This window comes from Streptomyces qinglanensis (genome assembly GCF_900111245.1).
GTDB lineage: Bacteria > Actinomycetota > Actinomycetes > Streptomycetales > Streptomycetaceae > Streptomyces > Streptomyces qinglanensis.
In genome coordinates, this window is the sequence record NZ_FOGO01000001.1 from 120,564 (window position 1) to 145,730 (window position 25,167).

Annotated in this window: 18 protein-coding genes; 3 read left to right on the forward strand and 15 right to left on the reverse strand. The window is 72.2% G+C overall.

Features of this window, described 5'->3' with window-relative positions; translation table 11 throughout:
- Positions 1-47: 47 nt before the first annotated feature.
- From pgi to BMX65_RS00625, 12 genes are all read right to left on the reverse strand, one after another.
- Complete coding sequence (gene pgi, locus BMX65_RS00570) at positions 48-1,703, reverse strand: glucose-6-phosphate isomerase (protein WP_074998118.1); 1,656 nt, start codon at positions 1,701-1,703, stop codon at positions 48-50.
- 680 nt (positions 1,704-2,383) lie between these two features.
- Entirely contained in the window at positions 2,384-2,719 is a 336-nt protein-coding gene (locus BMX65_RS00575) for an RNA polymerase-binding protein RbpA (protein WP_074998119.1), read from the reverse strand.
- A 232-nt stretch (positions 2,720-2,951) separates the two neighbouring features.
- Positions 2,952-3,182 (reverse strand): preprotein translocase subunit SecG, encoded by a 231-nt coding sequence (gene secG / locus BMX65_RS00580; protein ID WP_074998704.1) that lies wholly within the window; start codon positions 3,180-3,182, stop codon positions 2,952-2,954.
- Between the two features lie 146 nt (positions 3,183-3,328).
- Positions 3,329-4,120, reverse strand: a complete 792-nt coding sequence (tpiA, locus tag BMX65_RS00585) for a triose-phosphate isomerase (RefSeq protein ID WP_074998120.1) — start codon at positions 4,118-4,120, stop codon at positions 3,329-3,331.
- A gap of 96 nt (positions 4,121-4,216) precedes the next feature.
- Positions 4,217-5,428 carry a phosphoglycerate kinase gene (locus BMX65_RS00590; RefSeq protein ID WP_074998121.1) on the reverse strand — a complete coding sequence of 404 codons (1,212 nt, stop codon included), beginning with the start codon at positions 5,426-5,428 and terminating at the stop codon, positions 4,217-4,219.
- 117 nt (positions 5,429-5,545) lie between these two features.
- The gene (gap, locus tag BMX65_RS00595; RefSeq protein ID WP_074998122.1) at positions 5,546-6,550 is read right to left on the reverse strand and encodes a type I glyceraldehyde-3-phosphate dehydrogenase; all 1,005 of its coding nucleotides are present in this window, start codon (positions 6,548-6,550) and stop codon (positions 5,546-5,548) included.
- A gap of 211 nt (positions 6,551-6,761) precedes the next feature.
- A complete protein-coding gene (whiA, locus tag BMX65_RS00600; RefSeq protein WP_074998123.1) occupies positions 6,762-7,739 on the reverse strand; it encodes a DNA-binding protein WhiA in 978 nt (325 codons plus the stop codon).
- A complete protein-coding gene (locus tag BMX65_RS00605; RefSeq protein WP_026004935.1) occupies positions 7,730-8,782 on the reverse strand; it encodes a gluconeogenesis factor YvcK family protein in 1,053 nt (350 codons plus the stop codon). The genes whiA and BMX65_RS00605 overlap by 10 nt, the downstream gene beginning before the upstream one ends.
- A 5-nt stretch (positions 8,783-8,787) precedes the next feature.
- Positions 8,788-9,729, reverse strand: a complete 942-nt coding sequence (gene rapZ, locus BMX65_RS00610; RefSeq protein WP_074998124.1) for an RNase adapter RapZ — start codon at positions 9,727-9,729, stop codon at positions 8,788-8,790.
- A gap of 56 nt (positions 9,730-9,785) precedes the next feature.
- Entirely contained in the window at positions 9,786-11,846 is a 2,061-nt protein-coding gene (gene uvrC, locus BMX65_RS00615) for an excinuclease ABC subunit UvrC (protein WP_074998125.1), read from the reverse strand.
- Between the two features lie 104 nt (positions 11,847-11,950).
- Positions 11,951-12,607, reverse strand: coding sequence for an MBL fold metallo-hydrolase (locus BMX65_RS00620; protein ID WP_074998126.1), 657 nt, complete (start codon positions 12,605-12,607; stop codon positions 11,951-11,953).
- A 9-nt stretch (positions 12,608-12,616) separates the two neighbouring features.
- Positions 12,617-13,330: a maleylpyruvate isomerase family mycothiol-dependent enzyme gene (locus BMX65_RS00625; RefSeq protein WP_074998127.1), complete on the reverse strand. Its 714-nt coding sequence runs from the start codon at positions 13,328-13,330 to the stop codon at positions 12,617-12,619.
- Positions 13,331-13,527: 197 nt separating this feature from the next.
- Between BMX65_RS00625 and uvrA the strand changes: the two genes are divergently transcribed.
- The 3 genes from uvrA (at position 13,528) to BMX65_RS00640 (ending at position 20,789) form a co-directional block, all read left to right on the forward strand.
- On the forward strand, positions 13,528-16,530 hold the full coding sequence (gene uvrA / locus BMX65_RS00630) for an excinuclease ABC subunit UvrA (protein ID WP_074998128.1): 3,003 nt from the start codon (positions 13,528-13,530) through the stop codon (positions 16,528-16,530).
- Between the two features lie 67 nt (positions 16,531-16,597).
- Positions 16,598-17,029, forward strand: a complete 432-nt coding sequence (locus BMX65_RS00635; RefSeq protein ID WP_177214167.1) for a Rieske (2Fe-2S) protein — start codon at positions 16,598-16,600, stop codon at positions 17,027-17,029.
- 358 nt (positions 17,030-17,387) lie between these two features.
- Positions 17,388-20,789 (forward strand): phosphodiester glycosidase family protein, encoded by a 3,402-nt coding sequence (locus tag BMX65_RS00640; RefSeq protein WP_074998129.1) that lies wholly within the window; start codon positions 17,388-17,390, stop codon positions 20,787-20,789.
- 161 nt (positions 20,790-20,950) lie between these two features.
- Here BMX65_RS00640 and BMX65_RS00645 read toward each other — a convergent pair whose 3' ends face one another.
- The 3 genes from BMX65_RS00645 to BMX65_RS00655 all read right to left on the reverse strand — a co-directional run bounded on the left by BMX65_RS00645 (position 20,951) and on the right by BMX65_RS00655 (position 25,089).
- Positions 20,951-21,943, reverse strand: coding sequence for a TerC family protein (locus BMX65_RS00645; RefSeq protein WP_074998130.1), 993 nt, complete (start codon positions 21,941-21,943; stop codon positions 20,951-20,953).
- 328 nt (positions 21,944-22,271) lie between these two features.
- Complete coding sequence (locus BMX65_RS00650; RefSeq protein ID WP_074998131.1) at positions 22,272-24,263, reverse strand: TerD family protein; 1,992 nt, start codon at positions 24,261-24,263, stop codon at positions 22,272-22,274.
- A 247-nt stretch (positions 24,264-24,510) separates the two neighbouring features.
- Complete coding sequence (locus BMX65_RS00655) at positions 24,511-25,089, reverse strand: TerD family protein (RefSeq protein ID WP_074998706.1); 579 nt, start codon at positions 25,087-25,089, stop codon at positions 24,511-24,513.
- Positions 25,090-25,167 lie beyond the last annotated feature (78 nt).

Here is a 25,167-nt window from a genome sequence, read left to right on the forward strand (position 1 = left end):
CGGCGTCTCCGGGCCCGCCCGCGCCGCGGCCGCCCGGTGGGGCACGCTCAGGGAGTGCGGCCCCGCAGCGACCGGTAGCGGGCGACCAGCGCGGAGGTGGAGGCATCCAGGCCCGGCACCTGCGCGCCCTCGGTCAGGGCGGGTTCGAGGCGCTTGGCGAGCGCCTTGCCCAGCTCGACGCCCCACTGGTCGAAGGAGTCGATGTCCCAGACCGCGCCCTGGACGAAGACTTTGTGCTCGTAGAGCGCGATGAGCTGGCCGAGCACGGACGGGGTCAGCGCCGCGGCCAGGATGGTGGTCGTGGGCCGGTTCCCGGGGAACGTGCGGTGCGGGACCTGGGCCTCGGGCACGCCTTCGGCGCGCACCTCGTCCGCCGTCTTGCCGAAGGCCAGCGCCTGGCCCTGTGCGAAGAGGTTCGCCATCAGCAGGTCGTGCTGGCCGCGCAGGCCGCCGAGTTCCGCCACCGGCTCGGCGAAGCCCAGCAGGTCGGCGGGGATCGTCTTGGTTCCCTGGTGCAGGAGCTGGTAGTAGGCGTGCTGGCCGTTGGTGCCGGGGGTGCCCCACACGACGGGGCCGGTCTGCCAGTCGACGGGTCCGCCCCCGCGGGTGGTCGACTTGCCGTTGGACTCCATGTCCAACTGCTGCAGGTAGGCGGTGAACTGGGAAAGGTAGTGGCTGTAGGGCAGCACGGCGTGCGACTGGGCGTCGTGGAAGTTGCCGTACCAGATGCCCAGCAGGCCGAGCAGCACGGGAGCATTGGCCTCCAGGGGCGCCGAGCGGAAGTGCTCGTCCATGAGGTGGAAGCCGGCCAGCATGTCGCCGAAGCACTCCGGTCCGATGGCCACCATGAGGGAGAGGCCGATGGCCGAGTCGTAGGAGTAGCGGCCGCCGACCCAGTCCCAGAACTCGAACATGTTGTCGGTGTTGATGCCGAACTCGGCGACCTTCTCGGCGTTCGTGGAGACGGCCACGAAGTGCTGCGCGACGGCGGAGCGGTCCCCTCCGAGACCGGCCAGCAGCCACTCCCGGGCCGCTTCGGCGTTGGTGATGGTCTCCACGGTGGTGAAGGTCTTGGAGGCGACGACGAAGAGCGTCCGGGCCGGGTCCAGGTCCCGGACGGCCTCGTGCAGGTCCGCGCCGTCCACGTTGGAGACGAAGCGGAAGGTCATGTCGCGGCGGGTGTAGGGGCGCAGCGCCTCGTAGGCCATCTTGGGGCCGAGGTCGGAGCCGCCGATGCCGATGTTGACGACGTTCTCGATCCGCTCGCCGGTGTGGCCGCGCCAGTGGCCCTCGCGGATCTTGTTGGCGAAGGTGCCCATCTTGATGAGGACTTGGTGCACCTTGCCCATCACGTTCTCGCCGTCCACCCGGACGGTGGCCGACTCGGGGGTGCGCAGGGCCGTGTGCAGCACGGCACGGTCCTCGGTGACATTGATCTTCTCGCCCTCGAACATCGCGTCCCGCAGCCGCGTCACGCCCGCGGCCTCGGCGAGCTGCCGCAGCAGGCGCAACGTCTCGTCGGTGACCAGGTGCTTGGAGTAGTCGATGGACAGGTCGCCGACGCGCACGGCATACCGCTCGGCACGCTCCGGATCGTCCTCGAAGAGCTGCCGCAGGTGGGTGCCCCGGAACGCGTCGCGGTGCCGGGACAGCGCCTGCCACTCGGGCAGCTGATCGAGTCGGGTGCGGCCTTCAGCGTTCATCGCATCTCCTCTGGGTCGTCCCGCCCGTAGGAGCGGGGAAGGATCGGGCTCCCGCCGGAGCGGGCGGGGAACGGGGTCACCGGCGGAGCGACCCGTCCCGCCCCGCGGCCCGCAGCCGGCCGGGAGCCGGCAGGTTCGGTTGTGCGGGGTGGCGACCGCCCGGCGGGCGCGGGCACCTCGCGCCGGGCTCCGAGCGCAGACGGCACGGGCCCCGGAACGCACCGCGCCCGGTGGCCGGGGAACCCGCGTCGGCGTGCGGACGGCCGCGGCCGCGGGCGGCGTGCGGGCCCCGGCAGCCGGTGCTCCGGGGTCGGCAGCGGGCCGGGGCGACCGCGAAGTGTCCGGGACCGGGGGCGGGTTCGCCTGCCGCGGTCGGCGTGCGGACAGCGGAACCCCGTGGGCGGGGCGGCTGCCGCACTGCGGCACCGGGAGCCGCGACGACGGCGGCGCGCTCCGGGACCGAGCGAAACCGGCCCATTCCGCTCCTCTCGCCACGAACCCCGCCGCCCCCAACCTAGACGATGGACGGCTCGGCAGCGCACCGCCCCTCGGTGCGTTGCCGAGCCGTCCATCGTTCGGTGTCATGGCAGCGTCGGCCCAGCCGTCCGGCACCCGGCCGGCGGCGGCCTCCGCGGTGTCACAGGGCCCGGATCCCTTCCCGGGTCACCGGGGCGGGTCCGTCAGATCTCGCCCCTGAGCTTGGCGAGCGCCTCGGCGAGGATGGCCTCGCCGTCCGCGTCGCTGCGCCGCTCCCGGACGTACGCGAGGTGGGTCTTGTACGGCTCGGTGCGCGGCGGGTCCGGGGGGTTGTCCGGGTCCTTGCCGGCGGGGAAGCCGCAGCGGGGGCAGTCCCAGGTCTCCGGGATCTGCGCATCGCTGGCGAAGCTCGGCTGGGTCTCGTGCCCGTTGGAGCACCAGAAGGGGATGCGGAGGCGGGGCGCGGAATCGCCTCGCTCGGCCTCCCCCATGGGGCCCGCTCCGACCCGGCTGCCCCGGATCGCGTTGCCACTTGCCACGGTCGTAACTCCCTGCCTCACGGTGCCACGGAGCGTCGGCACTGCGCGCTCCGCTGCGGGCGCCCTAGTGTACGTAGGGCCCAACGCGCGCCCGGGGACCGGAGTTACTGCGTCGGTACCGGACGCGGGCCCTCATGATAGGCAGGGGGTACGACACCCTGTCAGCCGTTGTGCAGGCGGCATCTGGGAATCGCGGCCGGGCCGCCGGGGCGGTGCCGCGGCGTGCGGCGGCTCAGTTGTTGAACTTCATCAGCAGGCCGAGCACGACGATGAGGGCGAACCACACCAGGCCGACGACGACCGTGATCCGGTCGAGGTTGCGCTCGGCGACCGACGAGCCGCCGACGGAGGACTGCATACCGCCACCGAACATGTCGGAGAGGCCGCCTCCCTTGCCCTTGTGCATCAGCACCAGCAGCAACAGCAGGGCGCTGAAGACGATGAGGGCGATTGAGAACCCCATGACCACGGCTGGACCAACTCTCTCGGATCGTGGCTGGACACTTGACGTTACGAACGCTTGCGGGGACCGGAGCGCAGGTCCGGTCCCCGCAAGACTACGACGGGCGACGGCCCGGCGTCACACGCCGCGGGTCGCCCGCGGACGGATCACTGGTCGCGGAAGCGGACGATCTTGACGAACTCGTCCGTGTCCAGCGAGGCCCCGCCGACCAGGGCACCGTCGATGTCGGGCTGCGCCATGATCTTGGCGACGTTGCCGGCCTTGACGGAGCCGCCGTACTGGATCCGCACCCGCTGGGCCGTCGCCCCGGCATCGTCGTACAGCTCGGCGAGCCGGCCGCGGATCGCGCCGCAGACCTCCTGGGCGTCCTCCTCGCCGCAGACCTTGCCGGTGCCGATGGCCCAGACCGGTTCGTAGGCGATGACCAGCCCGGCCGCGGCCTCGGCCGGGACGTCCTGGAGGGCGCCGTCGAGCTGGCGGAGGGTGTGCGCGACGTGGTCGCCCGCCTCTCGGACGGCCAGCTCCTCGCCGACGCAGACGATCGGGGTCAGCCCGTGCTTGAGCGCGGCCTTCACCTTGGCGTTGACCAGCGGCTCGTCCTCACCGTGGTACTGGCGGCGCTCCGAGTGGCCGATGGTGACGAAGGTGCAGTTGAGCTTCGCCAGCATCGGGCCGGAGATCTCACCCGTGTAGGCCCCGGAGTCCTGCGCGGACAGGTCCTGCGCGCCGTACCGGATGCGCAGCTTGTCGCCGTCGACCAGCGTCTGCACCGACCGCAGGTCGGTGAAGGGCGGCAGGACCGCGACGTCCACGGCCTCGTAGTCCTTGTCCGTCAGCGCGAAGGCGAGCTTCTGCACATGGGCGATGGCCTCGAGGTGGTTGAGGTTCATCTTCCAGTTGCCCGCCATCAGCGGGGTGCGGGTGGGCGGTGTCGTCATGCCCTTCCTTCCATGTTCGCTTCTCCGCTCGCGCGGCGCGGTGCCAGTCTCGTAGTTGCCCGCGGCCCGGCAGCCGCGCGGGCGACGCCCACGGCGTCAGTCCTCCAGTGCGGCCAGGCCGGGAAGCGTCTTGCCCTCGAGGTACTCGAGGCTGGCGCCGCCGCCGGTCGAGATGTGTCCGAACGCATTCTCGTCGAAGCCGAGCTGACGCACCGCGGCGGCACTGTCACCGCCGCCGACGACGGTGAAGGCCGGGGAGTCGAGCAGACCCTGCGCGACGGCCTTGGTGCCCTCGGCGAAGTCGGGGTGCTCGAAGACACCCATCGGACCGTTCCAGAAGACGGTGGCTGCGTCGGCGAGCTTCGCGGCGTAGAGCTTACGGCTCTCCGGGCCGATGTCCAGTCCCTCCAGCCCGGCCGGGATGGCGTCCGCCGCCACCACCTCCGGGTCGGCCGGCGCCTTGGTCTTCAGGTCGGGGAACTCCGCGGCCGCCAGCACGTCCACCGGCAGCACGAACTCCACACCCAGCTCCTCGGCGCGCTGCAGATAGCCCTTGACCGCCGGGATCTGGTCCTCCTGGAGCAGCGACCTGCCGACCTCGTACCCCTGGGCCTTGAGGAAGGTGTAGGCCATTCCGCCGCCGATCAGCAGCCGGTCGGCCTTGCCCAGCAGGTGGTCGATGACACCGAGCTTGTCGGAGACCTTGGCGCCGCCCAGGACCACGGCGTAGGGCCGCTCGACGTCCTGGGTGAGCTTCCGCAGCACCCCCACCTCGGTGGCGATCAGATACCCGGCGGCGTGCGGGAGGCGGGCCGGCAGGTCGTAGACGGAGGCGTGCTTGCGGTGCACGGCACCGAAGCCGTCCCCCACGTACGCGTCCGCGAGCCCGGCCAGCTCGTCGGCGAAGGCGCCCCGCTCGGCGTCGTCCTTGCTCGTCTCGCCGGGGTTGAAGCGGAGGTTCTCCAGCAGCGTGACCCCGCCGTCGGCGGTCCCGCCGACGGTGGCCTTCGCACTGTCCCCCACCGTGTCGGTCGCGAAGGCGACCCGGGTGCCGAGGAGTTCACCGAGCCGCGCGGCGACCGGCGCCAGCGAGAACTGCGGGTCCGGGGCGCCCTTGGGGCGCCCCAGGTGGGAGGCCACGACCACGCGCGCACCGCTCTCGGTGAGCTTCCGGATCGTGGGGACGGCGGCCCGGATCCGGCCGTCGTCGGTGATGGTGTCGCCGTCGAGCGGGACGTTGAGGTCGGCGCGGACGAAGACCCGCTTGCCGGACACGCCTTCGCCGACGAGTTCGTCGATCGTCTTCATGGATGGCTCCTGTCGTGGGCCCGGGGCACCGGCCCCGGGAGTGCACTGCGCACGAGGCATGGGACAGGGCTCGTGCGGGGCGCACGAGCCCTGTCCGTCACCTCGGTCCGCCCGGGTTCAGAGCTGGGAGCCGACGTAGCTGGTGAGGTCGACCAGCCGGTTGGAGTAGCCCCACTCGTTGTCGTACCAACCGATGATCTTGGCCTGATTGCCGTCGACCATGGTGAGCGAGGCGTCGAAGGTGCAGGACGGCGGCTGGTTGACGATGTCCGAGGAGACGATCTGGTCCTCGGTGTAGTCGACGATGCCCTGCAGCCGGCCGTCGGCGGCCTTCTTGAAGGCGGCGTTGACCTCGTCCTTGGTGGTCTCGCGCTTGAGGTCGAGCACCAGGTCGATGACCGAGCCGGTGGGGACCGGCACCCGCATGGAGATGCCGTCCAGCCGGCCCTTGAGGTGCGGGAGGACCAGCGCGGTGGCCTTCGCGGCACCGGTGGTGGTCGGAATGATGTTCTCCGCGGCGGCCCGGGCGCGGCGCAGGTCCTTGTGCGGGAAGTCCAGGATGCGCTGGTCGTTGGTGTAGGCGTGCACGGTGGTCATCAGACCGCGCTCGATACCGAAGCTCTCGTCCATGATCTTGGCCATCGGCGCCACGCAGTTGGTGGTGCAGGAGGCATTGGAGATCACGTCGTGCCGGGCGGGGTCGTACTTGTCCTCGTTGACGCCCATCACCACGGTGATGTCCTCCTCCTTGGCCGGAGCCGAGATGAGGACCTTCTTCGCACCCGCGGAAAGGTGCTTGGCGGCGTCGTCGCGCTTGGTGAAGATACCGGTGGACTCGATCACGATGTCGGCGCCCAGCTCGCCCCACGGAAGGTTGGCCGGGTCCTTCTCCGCCATCGTCTTGAAGGTCTGCTTGCCGACCGTGATGGTGTCCTCGGTGTGGCTGACCTCGTAGGGCAGACGGCCGAGAACACTGTCGTACTTGAGCAGATGCACCAGTGTGGCGTTGTCGGTCAGGTCGTTGACACCGACGATCTGGATGTCCGCACCCTGGTCCAGCATGGCGCGGAAGTAGTTACGACCGATACGGCCGAAGCCGTTGATGCCTACGCGGATCGTCACGAACCGATCTCCTCGCTAGGTACGCCGGTCAGGAAACCGGCGAGGGCTGTTTGGGATGTCCCCGACCGACTCCGACCCTACCTCTCCGGCAGGGCGGAACTCACATCGGCCGGACGGACCGGAAACCGCCTGAACCCGCCGCTCAGTCGAGCATTTTCCCGCTCGTCGGACGAGTTTTTCCCCGCTACTCAGACGAGCATTTCCCCGCTCATCAGCCAACCATTTCCTCGGTCAGATTCGATTCCGTTCCCGGAATTCCAAGATCCTGCGCACGCTTGTCCGCCATGGCCAGCAGCCGCCGGATCCGCCCGGCCACCGCGTCCTTGGTCAGCGGGGGGTCGGCGAGGGCACCCAGCTCCTCCAGCGACGCCTGCTTGTGCTCCATCCGCAGCCGCCCCGCGGCGGCCAGGTGCTCGGGCACCTCCTCGCCGAGGATCTCGAGCGCGCGCTGCACCCGGGCACCCGCGGCGACCGCGGCCCGCGCGGAGCGGCGCAGGTTGGCGTCGTCGAAGTTGGCGAGCCGGTTCGCGGTGGCCCGCACCTCGCGGCGCATCCGCCGCTCCTCCCACGCCAGTACCGACTCGTGGGCGCCGAGTCGCGTCAACAGCGCGCCGATCGCATCACCGTCCCGGACGACGACCCGGTCCACCCCGCGCACCTCGCGCGCCTTGGCGGCGATCTGCAGCCTGCGGGCCGCGCCGACGAGGGCCAGCGCCGCCTCCGGGCCGGGGCAGGTGACCTCCAGCGAGGAGCTGCGCCCCGGCTCGGTCAGCGAGCCGTGCGCCAGGAACGCGCCGCGCCAGGCGGCCTCCGCGTCGCAGGTGGCCCCCGAGACCACCTGCGGGGGCAGCCCTCTGATCGGGCGTCCCCGGCTGTCGACGAGCCCGGTCTGCCGGGCGAGCTGGTCACCGCCCGCAACCACCCGGACGACGTAGCGGCTGTTGCGCCGGAGCCCGCTGGGGGCCATCACCACCAGGTCGGAGGAGTGTCCGAAGATCTCCAGGATGTCCTTGCGCAGCCGCCGGGCGGCGATCCCGGTGTCCAGCTCCGCCTCGATCACGATCCGCCCGCTCACCAGGTGCAGCCCACCCGCGAAGCGCAGGATCGACGAGACCTCTGACTTCCGGCAGCAGGTCCGGGTGACGGGGAGCCGGGAGATCTCGTCCTTCACCGCAGGCGTCATCGCCATGGGCCGATCCTTCCATGCATCCGAAAAATACGGTCGTACGCGGCGGCCAGCAGCTCCGGGTCGTGCCGGGGAGTCCCCTCCCCGGACTCCGTCCGGGCGGCGCCCCCGGCTGCCGCTACGGGCGCCAGCTCGACCCTCCCGCCGAGCTGATCGGCGGCCTCGCTCAGGGAGTCCTGGTCGGGCACGGCATCCTGGTCGGCCAGCACCACGTCGAAGGTGAGTTTAGGGGCGTGTCGCCCCAAAACCTCCAAATGACGCTGCGGGGAAAAACCATCCGTTTCTCCCGGCTGCGGAGCGAGGTTGAGCGAGAGGACCTTCCGGGCCTTCGTCTCGGTCAGCGCCTCCAGCAGCTCCGGCACCAGCAGATGCGGGATGACGGAGGAGAACCAGGAGCCGGGCCCCAGGACCACCCAGTCGGCGTCCAGCACCGCGCGGACGGCCTCGGACACGGCCGGCGGGTCGCTGGGGACCAGGTGCACCTCCTGGACCTCGCCGCGGGTGAGCGCGACGGTGGCCTGGCCCCGTACGATCGACAGCTCGTCGGGGCGCGCGGGGTCATGGCCGCGCACGCTGGCGCGCAACTCCAGCGGCACGGCGGACATCGGCAGCACCCGGCCGTGCGCGCCCAGCAGCTTGCCGACCAGGTCGAGCGCCTGGACGTGGTCGCCGAGCTGCTCCCACAGCGCGACGATCAGAAGATTGCCGACCGCGTGCTCGTGCAGGTCGCCGCGGCTCTCGAAGCGGTGCTGGACGACCTGGGCCCAGGTGCGGCCCCACTCGTCGTCCCCGCACAGCGCCGCGAGCGCCTTGCGCAGGTCTCCGGGAGGCAGCACCCCCAGCTCGTCGCGGAGCCGCCCGCTGGAGCCGCCGTCGTCGGCGACGGTGACCACCGCCGTGAGGTCGCCGGTGATCCGGCGCAGCGCCGTCAGCGAGGCCGACAGGCCCATGCCGCCGCCGAGCGCCACCACCTTGGGCTGCTGGGAGCTCAGGCCGCGCAGCGTCGCACGCCGCCCCACCAGATGCCGCAGGCTCCTCCGGGCCATGGGCGTCACTCGCGCCCCATGTCACGGTGGACGACCACCGTCTCCACGCCCCCGTCGGAGAGTCTGCGGGCGAGCTTCTCGGACATGGCGACGCTGCGGTGCTTGCCGCCGGTGCAGCCGACGGCCACGGTGACGTACCGCTTGCCCTCCCTGCGGTAGCCCGCCGCGATCAGCTGCAGCAACTCGGTGTAGCGGTCCAGGAACTCCTTGGCACCGGGCTGGTTGAAGACGTAGTTGGAGACCTCCTCGCTGGTGCCCGTGTAGGGGCGCAGCTCGGGAACCCAGTGCGGGTTGGGCAGGAAGCGGCAGTCGACCACCAGGTCGGCGTCCACCGGCAGGCCGTACTTGTAGCCGAAGGACATCACCGTGGCGCGCAGTTCGGGCTCCTCCTCGCCCGCGAACCGGGCGTCCAGCTTGGCGCGCAGCTCGTGCACGTTCAGCCCGGAGGTGTCGATCACCAGGTCGGCGTCGCCGCGCAGCTCGCGCAGCAGGTCGCGCTCGGCCGCGATGCCGTCCACGATGCGCCCGTCGCCCTGGAGCGGGTGCGGGCGGCGCACCGACTCGAAGCGGCGCACCAGGGCCTCGTCCGACGCCTCCAGGAAGACGACCCGCCGGGAGACGTGGTAGGCCGCCAGATCGGCCAGGGCGCCCTTGAGGTTGTCGAAGAAGTTGCGGCCGCGCACGTCGACCACCACGGCGATCCGCGCCACGTTGCCCTGGGAGCGGGCCCCGAGCTCGACCATCGTGGGGATCAGCTCGGGCGGCAGGTTGTCGACGACGAACCAGCCGAGGTCCTCCAGGCATTTGGCTGCGGTGCTGCGGCCGGCGCCCGACATCCCGGAGATGATCACCAGCTCCGGGATCGTCGCGCCCGCCTCCTCCGGCTGGGCCGGGTCGAGGGTACTCACCACTGCTCCGTCTCCGCGCTGCTCGCGTTCCGCGCTCATGCTGTCATCCCCCGATGTGTCGATCTTCGTACCGATGGCGGTCTCGGCGCCACATTTCACTCATCTTCAACGATCTCACCGGTCGCGGTATTCACCGCCGGGCCGGCGGCGGTGCCGGACAGCGCCGCGGCCACCGTCTCGGCCGTCTTCCGGCCCACCCCCGGGACCTGGGAGATCTCCTCCACCGAGGCCGCCCGCAGCTTCTTGACCGAACCGAAGTGCTTGAGCAGGGCCTTCTTGCGGGTCTCGCCCAGCCCGGGGACGGCGTCCAGCGGGCTGCCGCGCAGCCGCTTGCCGCGTTTGCCGCGCTGGTAGCGGATCGCGAAGCGGTGCGCCTCGTCGCGGACGCGCTGCAGCAGGTAGAGGCCCTCGCTGCTGCGCGGCAGCACCACCGGGTCGCTCTCGCCCGGCAGCCAGACCTCCTCCAGCCGCTTGGCCAGGCCGCAGACGGCGACGTCGTCGATGCCGAGCTCCTCCAGAGCCGCCTGCGCGGCCGCCACCTGCGGTTGGCCACCGTCGACCACGATCAGTTGCGGAGGGTAGGCGAACTTCTTGGGGCGGCCGTCCTCGTCCCGGCCGGCACCCTGGGCCGGCTGCCGCGCGGCGGCCGGCTCCCCCGCCTCGGGCGGCTCGGGGACGGGCCCCGACTCCAGCTCGCCGCCGAGCTCCTCGTCCGGCCACTCGCCGGTGCGCTGCTTCTCCACCAGGTAGCGGCGGAAGCGGCGGCTGACGACCTCGTGCATGGCACGCACGTCGTCCTGGCCCGCGAAGGACTTGATCTGGAAGCGGCGGTACTCGCTCTTCCGCGCCAGCCCGTCCTCGAAGACCACCATGGAGGCCACCACGTCGTCGCCCTGCAGGTGCGAGATGTCGAAGCACTCGACGCGCAGCGGCGCCGAGTCCAGGTCCAGCGCCTCGGCGATCTCCTCCAGGGCCCGGGAGCGGGTGGTCAGGTCGGAGGCGCGCTTGGTCTTGTGCAGCACCAGGGCGTGCTGCGCGTTGCGGTCGACCGTCTCCATCAGGGCCCGCTTGTCGCCGCGCTGCGGTACCCGCAGGCTCACCTGCGCCCCCCGGCGCTCGGAGAGCCACTGCGCTATCGGTCCGGCCGGCTCGGGCAGCGCCGGGACCAGCACCTCCTTGGGCACACCGCCGCTGCCGCCGCCGGTGGCCGCGTCCCCCTGCTCGGCGCCGTAGAGCTGCTGCAGCGCGTGTTCGACCAACTCGGCGGTGCCGACGGCCTCGACCTTGTCGGTGACCCAGCCGCGCTGGCCGCGCACCCGGCCGCCGCGGACGTGGAAGATCTGGACGGCCGCCTCCAGCTCGTCCTCGGCCACCGCGATCAGGTCGGCGTCGGTGGCGTCGGCGAGCACGACCGCGTTCTTCTCCATGGCGCGCTTGAGCGCGTCGATGTCGTCCCGCAGCCGCGCCGCCCGCTCGTACTCCAGCTCCTCGGCCGCCTCCTGCATCTCGCGCTCCAGGCGGCGCAGGTAGGAACCGGTGTGCCCGGCCATGAAGTCGCAGAACTCCTCGGCGAGTTCGCGGTGCTCCTCGGGGGTGACCCGGCCCACGCAAGGCGCCGAGCACTTGCCGATGTAGCCGAGCAGGCAGGGCCGGCCGATCTGCGCCGAGCGCTTGAACACGCCCGCCGAGCAGGTGCGCACGGGGAACACCCGCAGCATCAGGTCGACCGTCTCGCGGATGGCCCATGCCTGCCCGTACGGGCCGAAGTAGCGCACCCCCTTCTTCTTGGGGCCGCGCATCACCTGGACGCGGGGGAACTCCTCGTTCATCGTCACCGCGAGCGACGGATAGCTCTTGTCGTCGCGGTACTTGACGTTGAACCGGGGGGCGAACTCCTGGATCCAGGTGTACTCGAGCTGGAGGGCCTCCACCTCGGTGCCGACGACCGTCCACTCGACGGAGGCGGCCGTCGTGACCATCGTGCGGGTGCGCGGGTGCAGCCCGGCGAGGTCCTGGAAGTAGTTGTTGAGCCGCTGGCGCAGGCTCTTCGCCTTGCCGACGTAGATCACCCGGCGGTGCTCGTCGCGGAAGCGGTAGACCCCGGGCGAGTCGGGGATCTCTCCCGGTTTCGGACGGTAGGTGGAGGGGTCTGCCATGTGACCCACCCTACTGGCGCCGGGTGACAGCGATCAGCGCACGGCCGCCGGGTGCCGGCGCGCGGCGGCGGTGCCGGGCGCCTGTCCCGGCACCGCCTCGCGGGCTACCAGCCGCGCTCGCGCCACTCGGCAAGGTGCGGGCGCTCGGCGCCCAGCGTCGTGTCCCCGCCGTGACCGGGGTAGACCCAGGTCTCGTCGGGGAGCCGGTCGAACAGTTTGGCCTCCACGTCGTCGATGAGCTGGACGAAGTGGTCGGCGTTGCCGAAGGTGTTGCCCACCCCGCCGGGGAAGAGGCAGTCGCCGGTGAACAGGTGCGGGTGGCCGCTCGGATCGTCGTAGACCAGGGCGATCGAGCCGGGCGTGTGCCCGGTCAGATGGCGCGCGGTCAGCTCGACCTCGCCCACCCGCAGGGTGTCCCCGTCCTCCAGCGGTACGTCCGTGGGGACCGGGATGCCCTCCGCGTCGTACCGGCCGGCGCAGGTGCGCGCTCCGGTGGCGTCCACCACCTCCGCGAGCGCCTGCCAGTGGTCGCCGTGCCGGTGCGTGGTGACGACCGAGGCGATGCCGTCGTCACCGATGAGCTCCAGCAGGGTGCCCGCGTCGTTCGCGGCGTCGATCAGGAGCTGCTCTCCGGTGGCCCGGCAGCGCAGCAGGTACGCGTTGTTGTCCATGGGGCCGACGGCGACCTTGGAGATCATCAGGTCCCGCAGCTCGTGCACGTCCGCGGGGCCGCCGACCTGTACCGTTCCGCTGTAAGGCATACGGCAACCCTAGAGCGCGGGCAGCGCGGGCAGCGAACCCCGCGCCGAGAGGCCGCTGCCGTTCGTCCGGCCGGTCAGCCAGCCGACCAGCGCGACGGGGCTCCCGGCGACGACGAAGGGCCCTTCGCCGCCCGGCTCCGCGGCGCCGGTGCGCCAGCTCCTGCCGTCCTCCGCGCGCAGCTCGACGGCGACGGGGATGTCGGGGTGCCCGGCGAAGCGGCGTGCCATGTTGGCCAGCTCGCGGTCCACGAAGGCACCCGGCAGGTCCTCCAGCGTGTAGCCGACCCCGAGGTCCACGTGGTGCAGCTCGACCTCGATCCAGCGGCGGAAGGGCAGCGAGGAGACGCGGTCCGTCACACCGTTGCGGAGGGTGACGGTGTGGTGCCACTCCTCGGCGCCGAGGGCCGCGAAGGCGCGCTCCAGGCGGGCCGCGCTGGTGCGCACATCGTCGGCGAGCGCCTCGGGGGAGCGGCCGGCTCCGCGTGCGATGTCCGCGTCGCGGGCCTCGGCACCGGCGTACATGGGTTCGCCCGCGAGCACGTTGACGAGCGCGTCGGCGTTCCGGGCGAGATGGGTGAGCACGTGGGCACGGGTCCAGCCGGGAAGGTGGGAGGGCTCGGCCGCCTCGGCAGCCGTCAGCCCGGCGGCAGCGGCGAGCAGGTGACCGGTCGCACTCCGCAGGAGTTCGGTGTCGTGGACGGGCGTGGTCGCAGGCGTGGTCATGATCCAAAGCTACTGGCGTCCCTCGTTCGAGGGGAAGACAGCCGGATCCGCCGCGATTCGAATGAACGTGCTATATGGTCGAGCCCGGCTCCCGAACCCGAGGCGAACGACACTCCGGGCGGCGCCGTCCTACTCTTGGTCGGGGACTCCCGCTCGACGCGGGCTCCCCCCTTCCCACACGAAAGGTGCCAACAGGCGTGGCCGACCGTCTTCTCGTCCGTGGCGCTCGCGAGCACAACCTCCGCAACGTCTCGATAGACCTCCCCCGCGACTCGCTCATCGTCTTCACGGGGCTCTCGGGCTCGGGCAAGTCCTCGCTCGCCTTCGACACGATCTTCGCGGAGGGCCAGCGGCGCTACGTGGAGTCGCTCTCCGCCTACGCACGGCAGTTCCTCGGGCAGATGGACAAGCCCGACGTCGATTTCATCGAAGGGCTCTCCCCCGCCGTCTCCATCGACCAGAAGTCGACCTCGCGCAACCCGCGGTCGACGGTCGGCACCATCACCGAGGTCTACGACTACCTGCGGCTGCTCTACGCACGCATCGGCAAGCCGCACTGCCCCGTCTGCGGCCGCCCGATCGCCCGCCAGTCGCCGCAGGCCATCGTGGACAAGGTGCTCGGCCTGGAGGAGGGCAGCCGCTTCCAGGTGCTCTCGCCGCTGGTGCGCGAGCGCAAGGGCGAGTTCGTCGACCTCTTCAACGAGCTGCAGACCAAGGGCTACAGCCGTGCCCGGGTCGACGGGCAGACCGTCCAGCTCTCCGAGCCGCCGAAGCTGAAGAAGCAGGAGAAGCACACCATCGAGGTGGTCGTCGACCGCCTGACCGTCAAGGGCAGCGCCAAGCGGCGGCTCACCGATTCGGTGGAGACGGCGCTCGGCCTCTCCGGCGGCATGATCATCCTCGACTTCGTCGACCTGGAGCCGGACGACCCGCAGCGCGAGCGGATGTACTCCGAGCATCTGTACTGCCCCTACGACGACCTCTCCTTCGAGGAGCTGGAGCCGCGCTCCTTCTCCTTCAACTCGCCCTTCGGCGCCTGCCAGGTGTGCACCGGCATCGGCACCCGGATGGAGGTCGACCCGGAGCTGATCGTCCCGGACGAGGACAAGTCGCTGGACGAGGGCGCGCTGCACCCGTGGTCGCACGGACACACCAAGGAGTACTTCGGCCGTCTCATCGGCGCGCTGGCCGACGCGCTCGGCTTCCGCACCGACATCCCGTGGGCGGGCCTCCCGGCCCGTGCCAAGAAGGCCCTGCTGCACGGCCACAAGACCCAGGTCGAGGTCCGGTACCGCAACCGGTACGGCCGCGAGCGCGCCTACACGACCGCCTTCGAGGGCGTGGTCCCGTTCGTCAAGCGGCGGCACTCCGAGGCGGAGACCGACAGCAGCCGGGAGCGCTTCGAGGGCTACATGCGCGAGGTGAACTGCCCGGCCTGCGAGGGCACCCGGCTCAAGCCGCTGGTGCTGGCCGTCACCGTGCAGAACAAGTCCATCGCGGAGGTCTCCGCGATGTCGATCACCGAGTGCGCCGATTTCCTGCGCGAACTGACGCTGACCGGGCGGGACAAGCAGATCGCCGAGCGGGTGCTCAAGGAGGTCAACGAGCGGCTGCGCTTCCTGGTGGACGTCGGCCTGGACTACCTGACGCTCAACCGGGCCGCCGGCACCCTCTCCGGCGGGGAGGCGCAGCGCATCCGGCTCGCCACCCAGATCGGCTCCGGGCTGGTCGGGGTGCTCTACGTGCTGGACGAGCCGTCCATCGGACTGCACCAGCGCGACAACCACCGGCTGATCGAGACCCTGGTGCGGCTGCGGGACCTGGGCAACACCCTCATCGTCGTCGAGCACGACGAGGACACCATCAAGGCGGCCGACTGGGTGGTGGACATCGGTCCGGGCGCGGGCGAGCACGGCGGCAAGGTGGTGCACAGCGGACCGTTGAAGGAGCTGCTGGCCAACGAGGACTCCGTCACCGGCGACTATCTGACCGGCAAGCGCGAGATCCCCACTCCCGAGGTGCGCCGTCCAGCCGACCCGGCACGGCAGTTGACGGTCCGCGGGGCGCGGGAGAACAACCTGCGCGACGTCGACGTCTCCTTCCCGCTCGGCGTGCTGACGGCCATCACGGGCGTGTCGGGCTCGGGGAAGTCGACGCTGGTCAACGACATCCTCTACACGCATCTCGCCCGCGAGCTGAACGGCGCCAAGGCGGTGCCCGGCCGGCACACCCGGGTCGAGGGCGACGACCTCGTGGACAAGGTCGTGCACGTCGACCAGTCGCCCATCGGCCGTACCCCGCGCTCCAACCCGGCCACCTACACCGGGGTCTTCGACCACGTGCGCAAGCTGTTCGCCGAGACGACCGAGGCGAAGGTGCGCGGCTACCAGCAGGGCCGGTTCTCCTTCAACGTCAAGGGCGGCCGCTGCGAGAACTGCGCCGGCGACGGCACCATCAAGATCGAGATGAACTTCCTGCCGGACGTGTACGTCCCCTGCGAGGTCTGCCACGGTGCGCGCTACAACCGGGAGACCCTGGAGGTGCACTACAAGGGCAAGAACATCGCCGAGGTCCTGGACATGCCGATCGAGCAGGCCCTGGACTTCTTCGAGGCGGTGCCGGGCATCGCCCGCCATCTGCGGACGCTCAACGACGTCGGCCTGGGATACGTGCGGCTCGGGCAGTCCGCACCGACCCTCTCGGGCGGTGAGGCGCAGCGGGTGAAGCTCGCCAGCGAGCTGCAGAAGCGCTCCACAGGACGGACCGTCTACGTCCTGGACGAGCCGACGACCGGCCTCCACTTCGAGGACATCAGGAAGTTGATCGGCGTCCTGGAGGGCCTGGTGGACAAGGGCAACTCGGTCATGGTGATCGAGCACAACCTCGACGTCATCAAGACCGCGGACTGGGTCGTCGACCTCGGCCCGGAGGGCGGCAACGGCGGCGGCCTGGTGGTCGCCGAGGGCACCCCGGAGCAGGTCGCGGCAGAGCCCGCCAGCCACACCGGGAAGTTCCTCCGCGACGTGCTGGGCGACCGCGTCAGCGACGCGTCCGTCCCGCTGCGGCCCGCGGCGGGGAAGGCGCCCGCGAAGAAGACCGCCGCCAAGAAGGCCCCCGCGAAGAAGGCGGCTGCCAAGAAGGCCCCCGCGAAGAAGACCGCGGCGGGGGCCACCGCCGGAAAGGCCGCCCGCAAGCGCTGACCCGGCGCACTGCCCTGACCCGTGCGTAGCGCCGGTCAGGTGCGCGGGGCGGCGGGCCGGACGTAGAGTGCGGCGCGTGACGACGAGCAAGGAATCGCCGGCCACGCGCCGCACCGTGCTGTGCGGGGCCGCGCTGGCCGCGCTGGGACTGACCACCGCCGGGTGCGGCGGTGACTCCGGGAAGGACACGTCGGGGTCCGCCCCCGACGAGCCGGTCGAGCTGGGCGACGCGGAAGCCGTGCCGGTGGGCGGCGCGAAGCTGTACGCCGAGCAGAAGGTGCTGGTCGCCCAGCCGGAGAAGGGCGACTTCAAAGGATTCAGCGCGATCTGCACCCACCAGGGCAGCCTCCTGGGCGAGATCGACGGCGAGGTGGCGGTCTGCCCGCTGCACGGAAGCCGCTTCCACGTGGACTCGGGGAAGGTCGCGCAGGGTCCCGCCACCGAGGCGCTGCCGGCGGTACCGGTGAAGGTGGAGCAGGGGAAGCTCGTCGCGGGCTGAGACGCTCGCGGCGAGAGCGCGCTCCGGTCCGGGATGCCCGGTCCGGGGACGGCGGGCCACGCCCGGTACGAGGCCACGCCCGGTGCGGACCGCACCGGGCGCCCTGCGGCCGGCAGCGGTCGGCGGCGGCCCGCAGTCGGACGATCCGCCGCTCCGCCGGGCGTGCCTGCCCTGCGGCCAACCGGTGGAAGATACGCAGCGTTTCCCCCGACTTCGCTCCGGACCTCTGGTGTAGACCGGTCCCCCTTGGGACCCTGTGCGGCACTGTGCGCAGAAAGTGCCGAGAACACTGGTCTTTGTGGGGGACGTTGTGAGACAGGTCCACGCTCGCGCAAGACTCGCCGCTCCGCTGCTCCCGGTGGCGACCGCCGCCGCGCTGCTGGCCGGCCTGCTGTCGGCCGGTACGGCCCGGGCCGCGGTGGAGCAGCACCCGCCCCGGCCGGCCGCGGCCGCCACCGCCGGACACCGGACCGGCCCCGGGCCGGCCGGCGACGGCATGGAACTCTCCCGCACCACCCGGCCCCTCGCGCCGGGTGCGAAGCTCACCTCCTTCGACCGGCTCGAACCGGACAGCTGGCTGCGCGCGGACGCGCTCACCCTCGATCTGGGCCGGGCCCGGACCGGGACGACAGCCGACTACCTCTCCTCCGGCAAGGTCACCGAACGCCGGACGGTCGGCGACCTGGCCGCGGAGCACGATCCCGGACCGGGACGCCGCACCATCGCGGCGCTCAACGCCGACTTCTTCGACATCAACGAGACCGGCGCCCCGCTCGGCCCCGGCGTACGGGACGGCAAGCCCGTCCACTCCCCCGCGCCCGGGGTCTCCGAGGCGGTCGGCATCGGGCCGGACGCGGCGGGACGCATCCTGGACCTGTACTTCGAGGGCACGGTCACCCTCCCGACGGGCGACGTGCCGCTCGGGGGCCGGGACGCCGCCGATGTGGCGGAGGACGGCATCGGGCTGTACGACGCGGACTGGGGCAGCGCCGACCGGGCGCTGACAGTCGACCAGGATCCCGAGGTCACGGAGGTGGCCGTGCGGGACGGTGACGTCACCTCGGTGGCCCGGAAGCCCGGCAAGGGCGAGATCCCGGAGGGGGTGAGCATCCTGCTGGGCCGGGGCGACGGCGCCGAGCGGCTCGCCGCGCTGCACCCGGGCGACCCGGTCGAGGTGGCCTACCGGATGCGCACCGACGACGGCTCCCCGCTGCCGCGCACGGCGGTCGGCGGGCGCGGGGTCCTGGTCGAGGACGGTACTGCGCAGAACTGGGACGGCAGGCCGAACAACACAGCGGCGCCGCGCACCGCCGTGGGCTTCTCCGAGGACGGCGGCACGATGCACGTGCTGACGGTGGACGGCAGGCAGGCGGCCTCGGGCGGGGTGACGCTGACCGAACTCGCCCGGATGATGAAGAAACTGGGCGCCTACAACGCCCTCAACCTGGACGGCGGCGGCTCCTCCACACTGCTGGCCCGGAAGCCGGGCGGAACCGCTCTCCGGTTGGAGAACGCGCCCTCCGACGGCGAGCAGCGGGAGGTCGCCGACGCACTGGCGCTGACGACGCCGAAGGGGTCGGGGCGGCTGTCCGGCTTCTGGGTGGAGACGGCCCTCGACCCGCGTGAGGCGGCCACGGCGGACACCGTGCCGGGCGGCCATCCCGACCGCGTCTTCCCCGGGCTGACGCGGGCGCTGACCGCCGCCCCGTACGACGAGACCTACGGCCCGGCGCGGGGGGCACCGCACCCCCGGTGGCGGACGGCGCGACCGGACGTCGGCCGGGTGGACGCGCAGGGGGTCTTCCGGGCCCGCCGACCGGGCAGCACCGCCGTCACCGCCCGCGCCGGGGGTGCCGAGGGCACCACGAAGCTGCGGGTCCTGGGGCCGCTGGAGCGGGTACGGGCCACGACGGACCGGGTGGGCCTGGCGGACGGTGGCGCCAGCGGGTCGTTCGGACTGGTCGGATACGACGCGGAGGGCAACAGCGCGCCCGTCGAGCCCGCGGACGCGCGGCTGTCCTACGACCACGGGCTCTTCTCGGTCACCGCGGACAAGGACGCCGCCGACGGCAGGTTCACCGTCAAAACCCGCTCCGGGCAGGAGTCCGCGTCCGGCACGGTGACCGTCACCGTGCGGGGGCACACGACCCGGGTGGCCGTCACCGTGGGGCTGCGGGAGCAGCCGGTGGCCGACTTCGGCGACGCGTCCGACTGGACGTTCAGCGCGGCCCGCGCCACCGGCTCGGTGGCCCCCGAACCGGACGGCAAGGACGGCGGCGGGCTCGAGCTCAGCTACGACTTCACCCGCTCGACGGCCACCCGTGCCGCCTACGCGAACCCGCCCGCCGAGCGGGAGATCCCCGGGCAGCCGCGCAGCTTCACCCTGTGGATCAGAGGGGACGGTTCGGGCGCCTGGCCCTCGCTGCACCTCAAGGACGCGGCGGGCACCGACCAGGTGCTGCGCGGCCCGCTGGTGGAGTGGCGGGACTGGCGCCAGGTCACCTTCGAGGTACCCGAAGGAGTGGCGTATCCGCTCACGCTGCGCCGCTTCTACCTGGCCGAGACCCGGCCCACCGCGCAGTACGAGGGTTCGGTGGTGCTGGACGAGCTGGTCGCCAGGACGCCGCCGGACATCGACCTGCCGGAGGTCGGGCGCCCGCACGATCCGCTGATCTCCACGGCCGCCGACACCGCCGGGCGCGACTGGCGGTTCGCGGTGATGTCGGACGCGCAGTTCGTCGCGCGCGATCCGGACAGCGAGGCCGTGCAGCAGGCACGCCGGACCCTGCGCGAGATCCGCGCCGCCCGGCCCGATTTTCTGATCGTCAACGGGGATCTGGTGGACGAAGGCACCCCGGCGGATCTGGCATTCGCGCGCACGGTGCTCGAGGAGGAGCTGGGAGACGCGGTCGACTGGTACTACGTGCCGGGGAACCACGAGGTGATGGGCGGTTCGATCGACCACTTCGTCCAGGAGTTCGGGCCCGCGCAGCGCACGTTCGACCACCGCGGCACCCGGTTCATCACGCTGGACACCTCGTCGCTGACGGTGCGGGGCGGCGGCTACGCCCAGTTCCAGGAACTGCGTCGGCAGTTGGACGAGGCCGCCCGGGACCGCGGCATCGACTCCGTCGCCGTCGTCGAGCACGTACCGCCGCGCGATCCCACCCCGGCGCGGGCCAGCCAGCTCACGGACCGGATGGAGGCCGGTCTGCTGGAGGACTGGCTGGCCGACTTCCGGTCCCGTTCGGGCAAAGGCGCGGCCCTGGTGGCGGGGCACGTCGGCGTCTTCGACGCCTCCCGGGTGGACGGTGTCCCGTACCTGGTGAACGGGAACGCGGCCAAGGCCCCGGCCGCTCCGCCGGGTGCGGGCGGCTTCACCGGCTGGTCGCTGCTCGGCGTGGACCACGGGCGGCCGCGCGACGGCGACTGGCTCTCGGTGCAGACCCGCGCCCATGTGGACGCACTGCTGCTGGACGCGCCCGAGCGGCTCGCGGTGGGCGGGCGGGCCACCGCGTCGGCGACCGTGCGGCAGGGCAGCGGGCCCACCGCACGCCGGGTTCCGGTCGGCTGGCCGGTGAGCGCGGACTGGCCCGGTTCACCGGGGCTGTGCGTGAAGGGCGCGGTGCCCCGCGGACGCTGTGTGGCCTCCTACGACCCGTCGGACGGCACCCTGACCGGGCGCAGACCCGGCACGGTCACCCTTGCCGTGCTGGTCAACGGGGAACGCGCCGCACAGCGGGTGACCGTCAACCGCTGATCGGCAGGACGGCCGGGGCCGCGCCGGTTCCGTCGGCACCGGGCGCGGTCCCGGCCCCGCCCCCTACCGGAAGGAGTGGCGGGGCGGGGCCGGGGGACGGAGCTCCGGGCGCTGCCGGGCGTGGAGAACCGGCAGGGGACCGGAGATCGGGAAAGCGGCGGTCAGGGACCCGTACGGGTCCGCTCCTCGCGCTCGGCCTCGGCCGCGGCCCGCGCCTGCTTCCGGGAGGCGGCCAGCGAGGTGAGCGTCGTGATGACCAGTACGGCGCAGATGACGCCCAGCGACACCGGGATGCTGATCTCGGGGACGTGGACCCCGGTCTCGTGCAGCGCGTGCAGCACCAGCTTGACGCCGATGAAGCCGAGGATGATCGAGAGCCCGTAGGAGAGGTGTACCAGCTTCTGCAGCAGGCCGCCGATCAGGAAGTAGAGCTGCCGCAGCCCCATCAGGGCGAACGCGTTGGCGGTGAAGACGATGTACGGGTCCTGGGTGAGGCCGAAGATCGCCGGAATGGAGTCCAGCGCGAACAGCACGTCGGTGGTGCCGATCGCCAGCATGACGATCAGCATCGGCGTCATCAGCCGCTTGCCGTTCTCGACGACGAACAGCTTGGTGCCGTGGTACTTGTCCGTCGAAGGGAAGCGCCGCTCGACGGCCTTGAGCAGCCGGTTCTCCTCGAACTCCTCCTCGTCGTCGGAGCGGGCCTCCTGGACGAGCTTCCACGCCGTCCAGATCAGGAAGGCGCCGAAGAGGAAGAAGACCCAGGAGAAGGTGGAGATGATCGCGGCCCCCGCGGCGATGAAGACACCGCGCAGCACCAGCGCGATCAGCACACCGACCATCAGGACCCGCTGCTGGTAGATCGACGGCACCGCGAACTTCGCCATGATCAGCACGAAGACGAAGAGGTTGTCGACGCTCAGGGACTTCTCGGTGATGAAGCCCGCGAAGAACTCGCCGGACACCTGGCCGTTCCCGAACAGGAACAGACCGAGCCCGAAGAGGGCGGCGAGGACGATCCAGACGGTCGTCCAGATGCCCGCCTCCTTGAGGGAGACCTCGTGCGGCTTGCGGCCGCCGATGAAGAAGTCCACCGCGATGAGGGCGGACAGACCGACGATGGTCAGCGCCCAGGTGGTCATGGATATGTCCACGCGTGATCCTCCGGCTTGCATTCGAGCATGGGCCGGAGGTCTCTTCCACCCGGGAGCCGCCGCCCGCAGCGGGCCGGGCCGGTGCCCCGGGGCCGCCCTGTCCGGCCCGTACTGACGGGATCACCGCATGGCTGGGAATACTCCCCTCCGATACAAGAGAGAGTAAAGTAAAACCATGTAAAGGTAAAGAGTGAGCCCATGCGGCCTCGCCCTCCCCGCGAAGGCGGGGCGGTGGCCGCCTCCCCGCGAAGGCGGGGCGGCGGGCGCCGGGGCAAGGTCCCGGGCTCAGGATTCCCTCCCCGGCCTCAGCAGCCGGGGGGAGCGGTTCTCAGCCGTGGGCCGCGCGTCGCGCGGCCGCGGCGTGCCGCAGCACCTGCGGCACGACCTGACTGCCGACGGGCACCCGGAGCGGCTCGTACGTCCAGGCGTGGCCCACCCACGGGTCGGCCAGATGGTCGTCCGGGACCGCTGTCAGCCGCAGCAGCGCGCGCCACAGCGGATCGAGCAGCGGACCGAAGCCGCGCGCCTCGTCCCGGTCGGCGACCAGCAGCAGGCTGACGCCCACCGCGGGCCCCTCGTCCGCGAGGTAGCGCAACTGGTTGACGGCGCGGTCGTCGAAGCCGTGCGGGAAGTCGTGGACGACCAGAAGCTGGTCGGCCAGGTCCAGGTCGGGCGGAAGCGCGTCGGTGGCCCCGCTGCGCACCGCCATCCGGACGAGGTCCACACGCTGCGTGAGCCGTTCCAGGGTGCGGGCGACGCCGGAGGCGCCCGCCGCGGGCGGGTCCGGCAGCACGCCCGACTCCACCAGCGGAAGGAGCGCGGTGGCCGCCGCGCCCGCCGGGTCGATGATCCGGAGGGTCAGCTCGCCCGGAGGGTGTACGGCCAGGACGCGGGCGGCCAGCGCGGCGGCGGTCGACTGCGCGAGGCGGCGCAGTTCGTCCGCGTCCGCCGCGCCGCCCCGCGGACGGCCGCTGTCGATCCACAGCCCCCGCTCGAGGGGCAGCCGCACCAGCAGGGGGACCCGCAGTCCGGCGCGCTCCGGGAGGCTCAGATCGCCCACCCGGAGCGCCAGAGGGCGCTCGGTGGGCGGCCGGTAGGCATGCCAGACCGGGTTGTCCCAGCGGGCCAGCGCCGGGGGCAGAGCCGGTTCGACCACCTCAGCCTCGGCCTCGAGCTGCGCCGCGTCCCGCTCCAGTGCGGCGCGGGCCTGCTCCGCCAGCGCGCTGTGCTTGGCCTCGGCCCGGGCGCGGGCCTCCGCCGCGGCCGGGCCGACCCGGGCCTGCGGATCGGCGAGCACGCCGTCCAGCTCGCGTTCCCTGCGCGCGTCGGCGAAGTCGACGGCCGAGCGGTAGGCCGCCACGCTGCGGGCCAGGTCCTCGAAGATGCCCCACACCTGGTTGTGGAGCCGCTCCTCCAGCGACCAGCCGGGAGCGTCGCCCGCCACCGGTTGCGCGCCCGCGCCCGCCCCGGCCTCGGGGCCCGGCTCCGCGGTGGGCTGCGTGGGCGGCGCGGGCGGCGGCGAGCCACCGCCGGGCGGCGCGGTCCCGGTGGCCGCCGGTGCGCGGCGCGGATGGCGGTAGTCGATCGTGCCCCCGGGAGAGGTGTCACCGGACGGAGCCACGGACCGACCGGGCGGGTCGGCGGGGGGCGGGTCCTCCGGCAGGGAAGCCCCGCCCCGGCGCGGTGCCGCAGCCGGCCCCTCCGCGGTGCCGCGGGACGCCGCGGCATGCCGGACCGGCCCCTCCGGAGGGGGCGCGACCGCGTCGTCCGCGCCGGCGGCGACCACCTCCTGGACGGCGGCCGCCAACGTGTGCGCCTCGGCCAGTCCCTGGTCGGCGAACAGAGCCGCGAGGCCGTCCGCGTACCCCTGCCCGACGGCCCGCACCTTCCACACGCCCCGGCGCAGATACAGCTCCAGGGCGACCACGGCGGACTCGGTGGTGAGCCCCGTCACCGTGTAGCTGGCGATCTCCGTGCCGTCCGGGCCGGTGACGGCGAGGAAGGGCGCGGGGAGGCCGGAGAATCCCGTCGGAGCGCCCGCCCCGGCGGGCAGGGCCAGCAGGATGCTCACCCGTTCGACGTCCTCGGGCAGCGCCCCCGGGTCGAGGGCGAGGCGGTGCACGGCCGCCGCCCGGCGGGAGACCTCCACCCCGGGCAGCCGCGGGGCCGCGGGGTGGGCAGCCCACTCCGCACCCCGTATCCGCCCCTGCGCGTCGTTGAGTGTCGCCCCGGCGACGACCGGGGTACCCGCGGTCACCCGGATCTCCATCCGGGTGCCGGGCAGCGGGTGGTTCTGCCCCCGGACCAACTCGGCCGTCATCGTCGTGCCTCTCCCCTGCGGCTCTCGTACTCGGCGGCCAGAACCGCCCGGGACCCCGGTGGCCGGACCGCTGCCGCTCGGGCGGGCCCGGGGCGGTCACATCGACGGTCCGGGACCGGTCATCGCGTCTACGGGACCCGACGGGTCGCAGCCCCGGCGGGACCGGACGGTCCGGCCTCGGCCGGACCGCACAGGTCACAGCCTGGGCAGGACCTTGCGGCTCATGGCCTCGGCCGGACCCCGCGGGTCACAGCTTCGGCAGGATCGTCGGCATCAGGTCCTGGAAGGTCCGGCCGTTGGCGGGCTCGCCGATGGCGGTCATCTGCCAGCCGTTGCCCTGCCGGTGGACCTTGGCCATGATCTGCGCGGTGTACTGGCCGCCGCCGGTGAGCGTGTAGCGGGCCGTCTCCTGGCCGGTGGTCTCGTCGACGAGGCGGCAGAAGGCGTTCTCGACCTCGGCGAAGGTCTGGCCGGTGAACGAGTTGACCGTGAAGACGATCTGGTCGATGTGGACCGGGACGCGCTGCAGATCCACCAGGATCGCCTCGTCGTCGCCGCCCTCGCCCGAGCCGCCCACCAGGTTGTCACCGGTGTGCTTGACCGAGCCGTCGTCGCTCACCAGATGGCGGAAGAAGACGACGTCGACGGGCTGCTTGTCGGCGAAGAGCACCGCCGAGGCGTCGAGGTCGATCTCCTTGGTGCGCTTGCCGAACAGCCCCCGCCGCGGTGCGGCCTTCCAGCCCAGGCCCATGCGCACCGCGGTGAGGCTGGCCCCATCGCTCTTCTGCAGGCTGATGCCCTGGCCCTTGGACAAGTTGACCGACACGTGCGTCCCCTCTCTGAACCGGGGCCGCCACAGGCCGACGGCCACCAGAATCAGCACCCTACGCAAGAGCGCGGAGCA

What these genes read in the sequence shown, in the direction of transcription:
- pgi (WP_074998118.1), bottom strand. Translation starts at nt 1,703, where the DNA reads ATGAACGCTGAAGGCCGCACCCGACTCGATCAGCTGCCCGAGTGGCAG.
- tpiA (WP_074998120.1), bottom strand. Translation starts at nt 4,120, where the DNA reads ATGACGACACCGCCCACCCGCACCCCGCTGATGGCGGGCAACTGGAAG.
- BMX65_RS00605 (WP_026004935.1), bottom strand. Translation starts at nt 8,782, where the DNA reads ATGGCCCGGAGGAGCCTGCGGCATCTGGTGGGGCGGCGTGCGACGCTG.
- rapZ (WP_074998124.1), bottom strand. Translation starts at nt 9,729, where the DNA reads ATGAGCGCGGAACGCGAGCAGCGCGGAGACGGAGCAGTGGTGAGTACC.
- uvrC (WP_074998125.1), bottom strand. Translation starts at nt 11,846, where the DNA reads ATGGCAGACCCCTCCACCTACCGTCCGAAACCGGGAGAGATCCCCGAC.
- BMX65_RS00620 (WP_074998126.1), bottom strand. Translation starts at nt 12,607, where the DNA reads ATGCCTTACAGCGGAACGGTACAGGTCGGCGGCCCCGCGGACGTGCAC.
- BMX65_RS00625 (WP_074998127.1), bottom strand. Translation starts at nt 13,330, where the DNA reads ATGACCACGCCTGCGACCACGCCCGTCCACGACACCGAACTCCTGCGG.
- secG (WP_074998704.1), bottom strand. Translation starts at nt 3,182, where the DNA reads ATGGGGTTCTCAATCGCCCTCATCGTCTTCAGCGCCCTGCTGTTGCTG.
- whiA (WP_074998123.1), bottom strand. Translation starts at nt 7,739, where the DNA reads ATGGCGATGACGCCTGCGGTGAAGGACGAGATCTCCCGGCTCCCCGTC.
- BMX65_RS00650 (WP_074998131.1), bottom strand. Translation starts at nt 24,263, where the DNA reads ATGACGGCCGAGTTGGTCCGGGGGCAGAACCACCCGCTGCCCGGCACC.
- BMX65_RS00590 (WP_074998121.1), bottom strand. Translation starts at nt 5,428, where the DNA reads ATGAAGACGATCGACGAACTCGTCGGCGAAGGCGTGTCCGGCAAGCGG.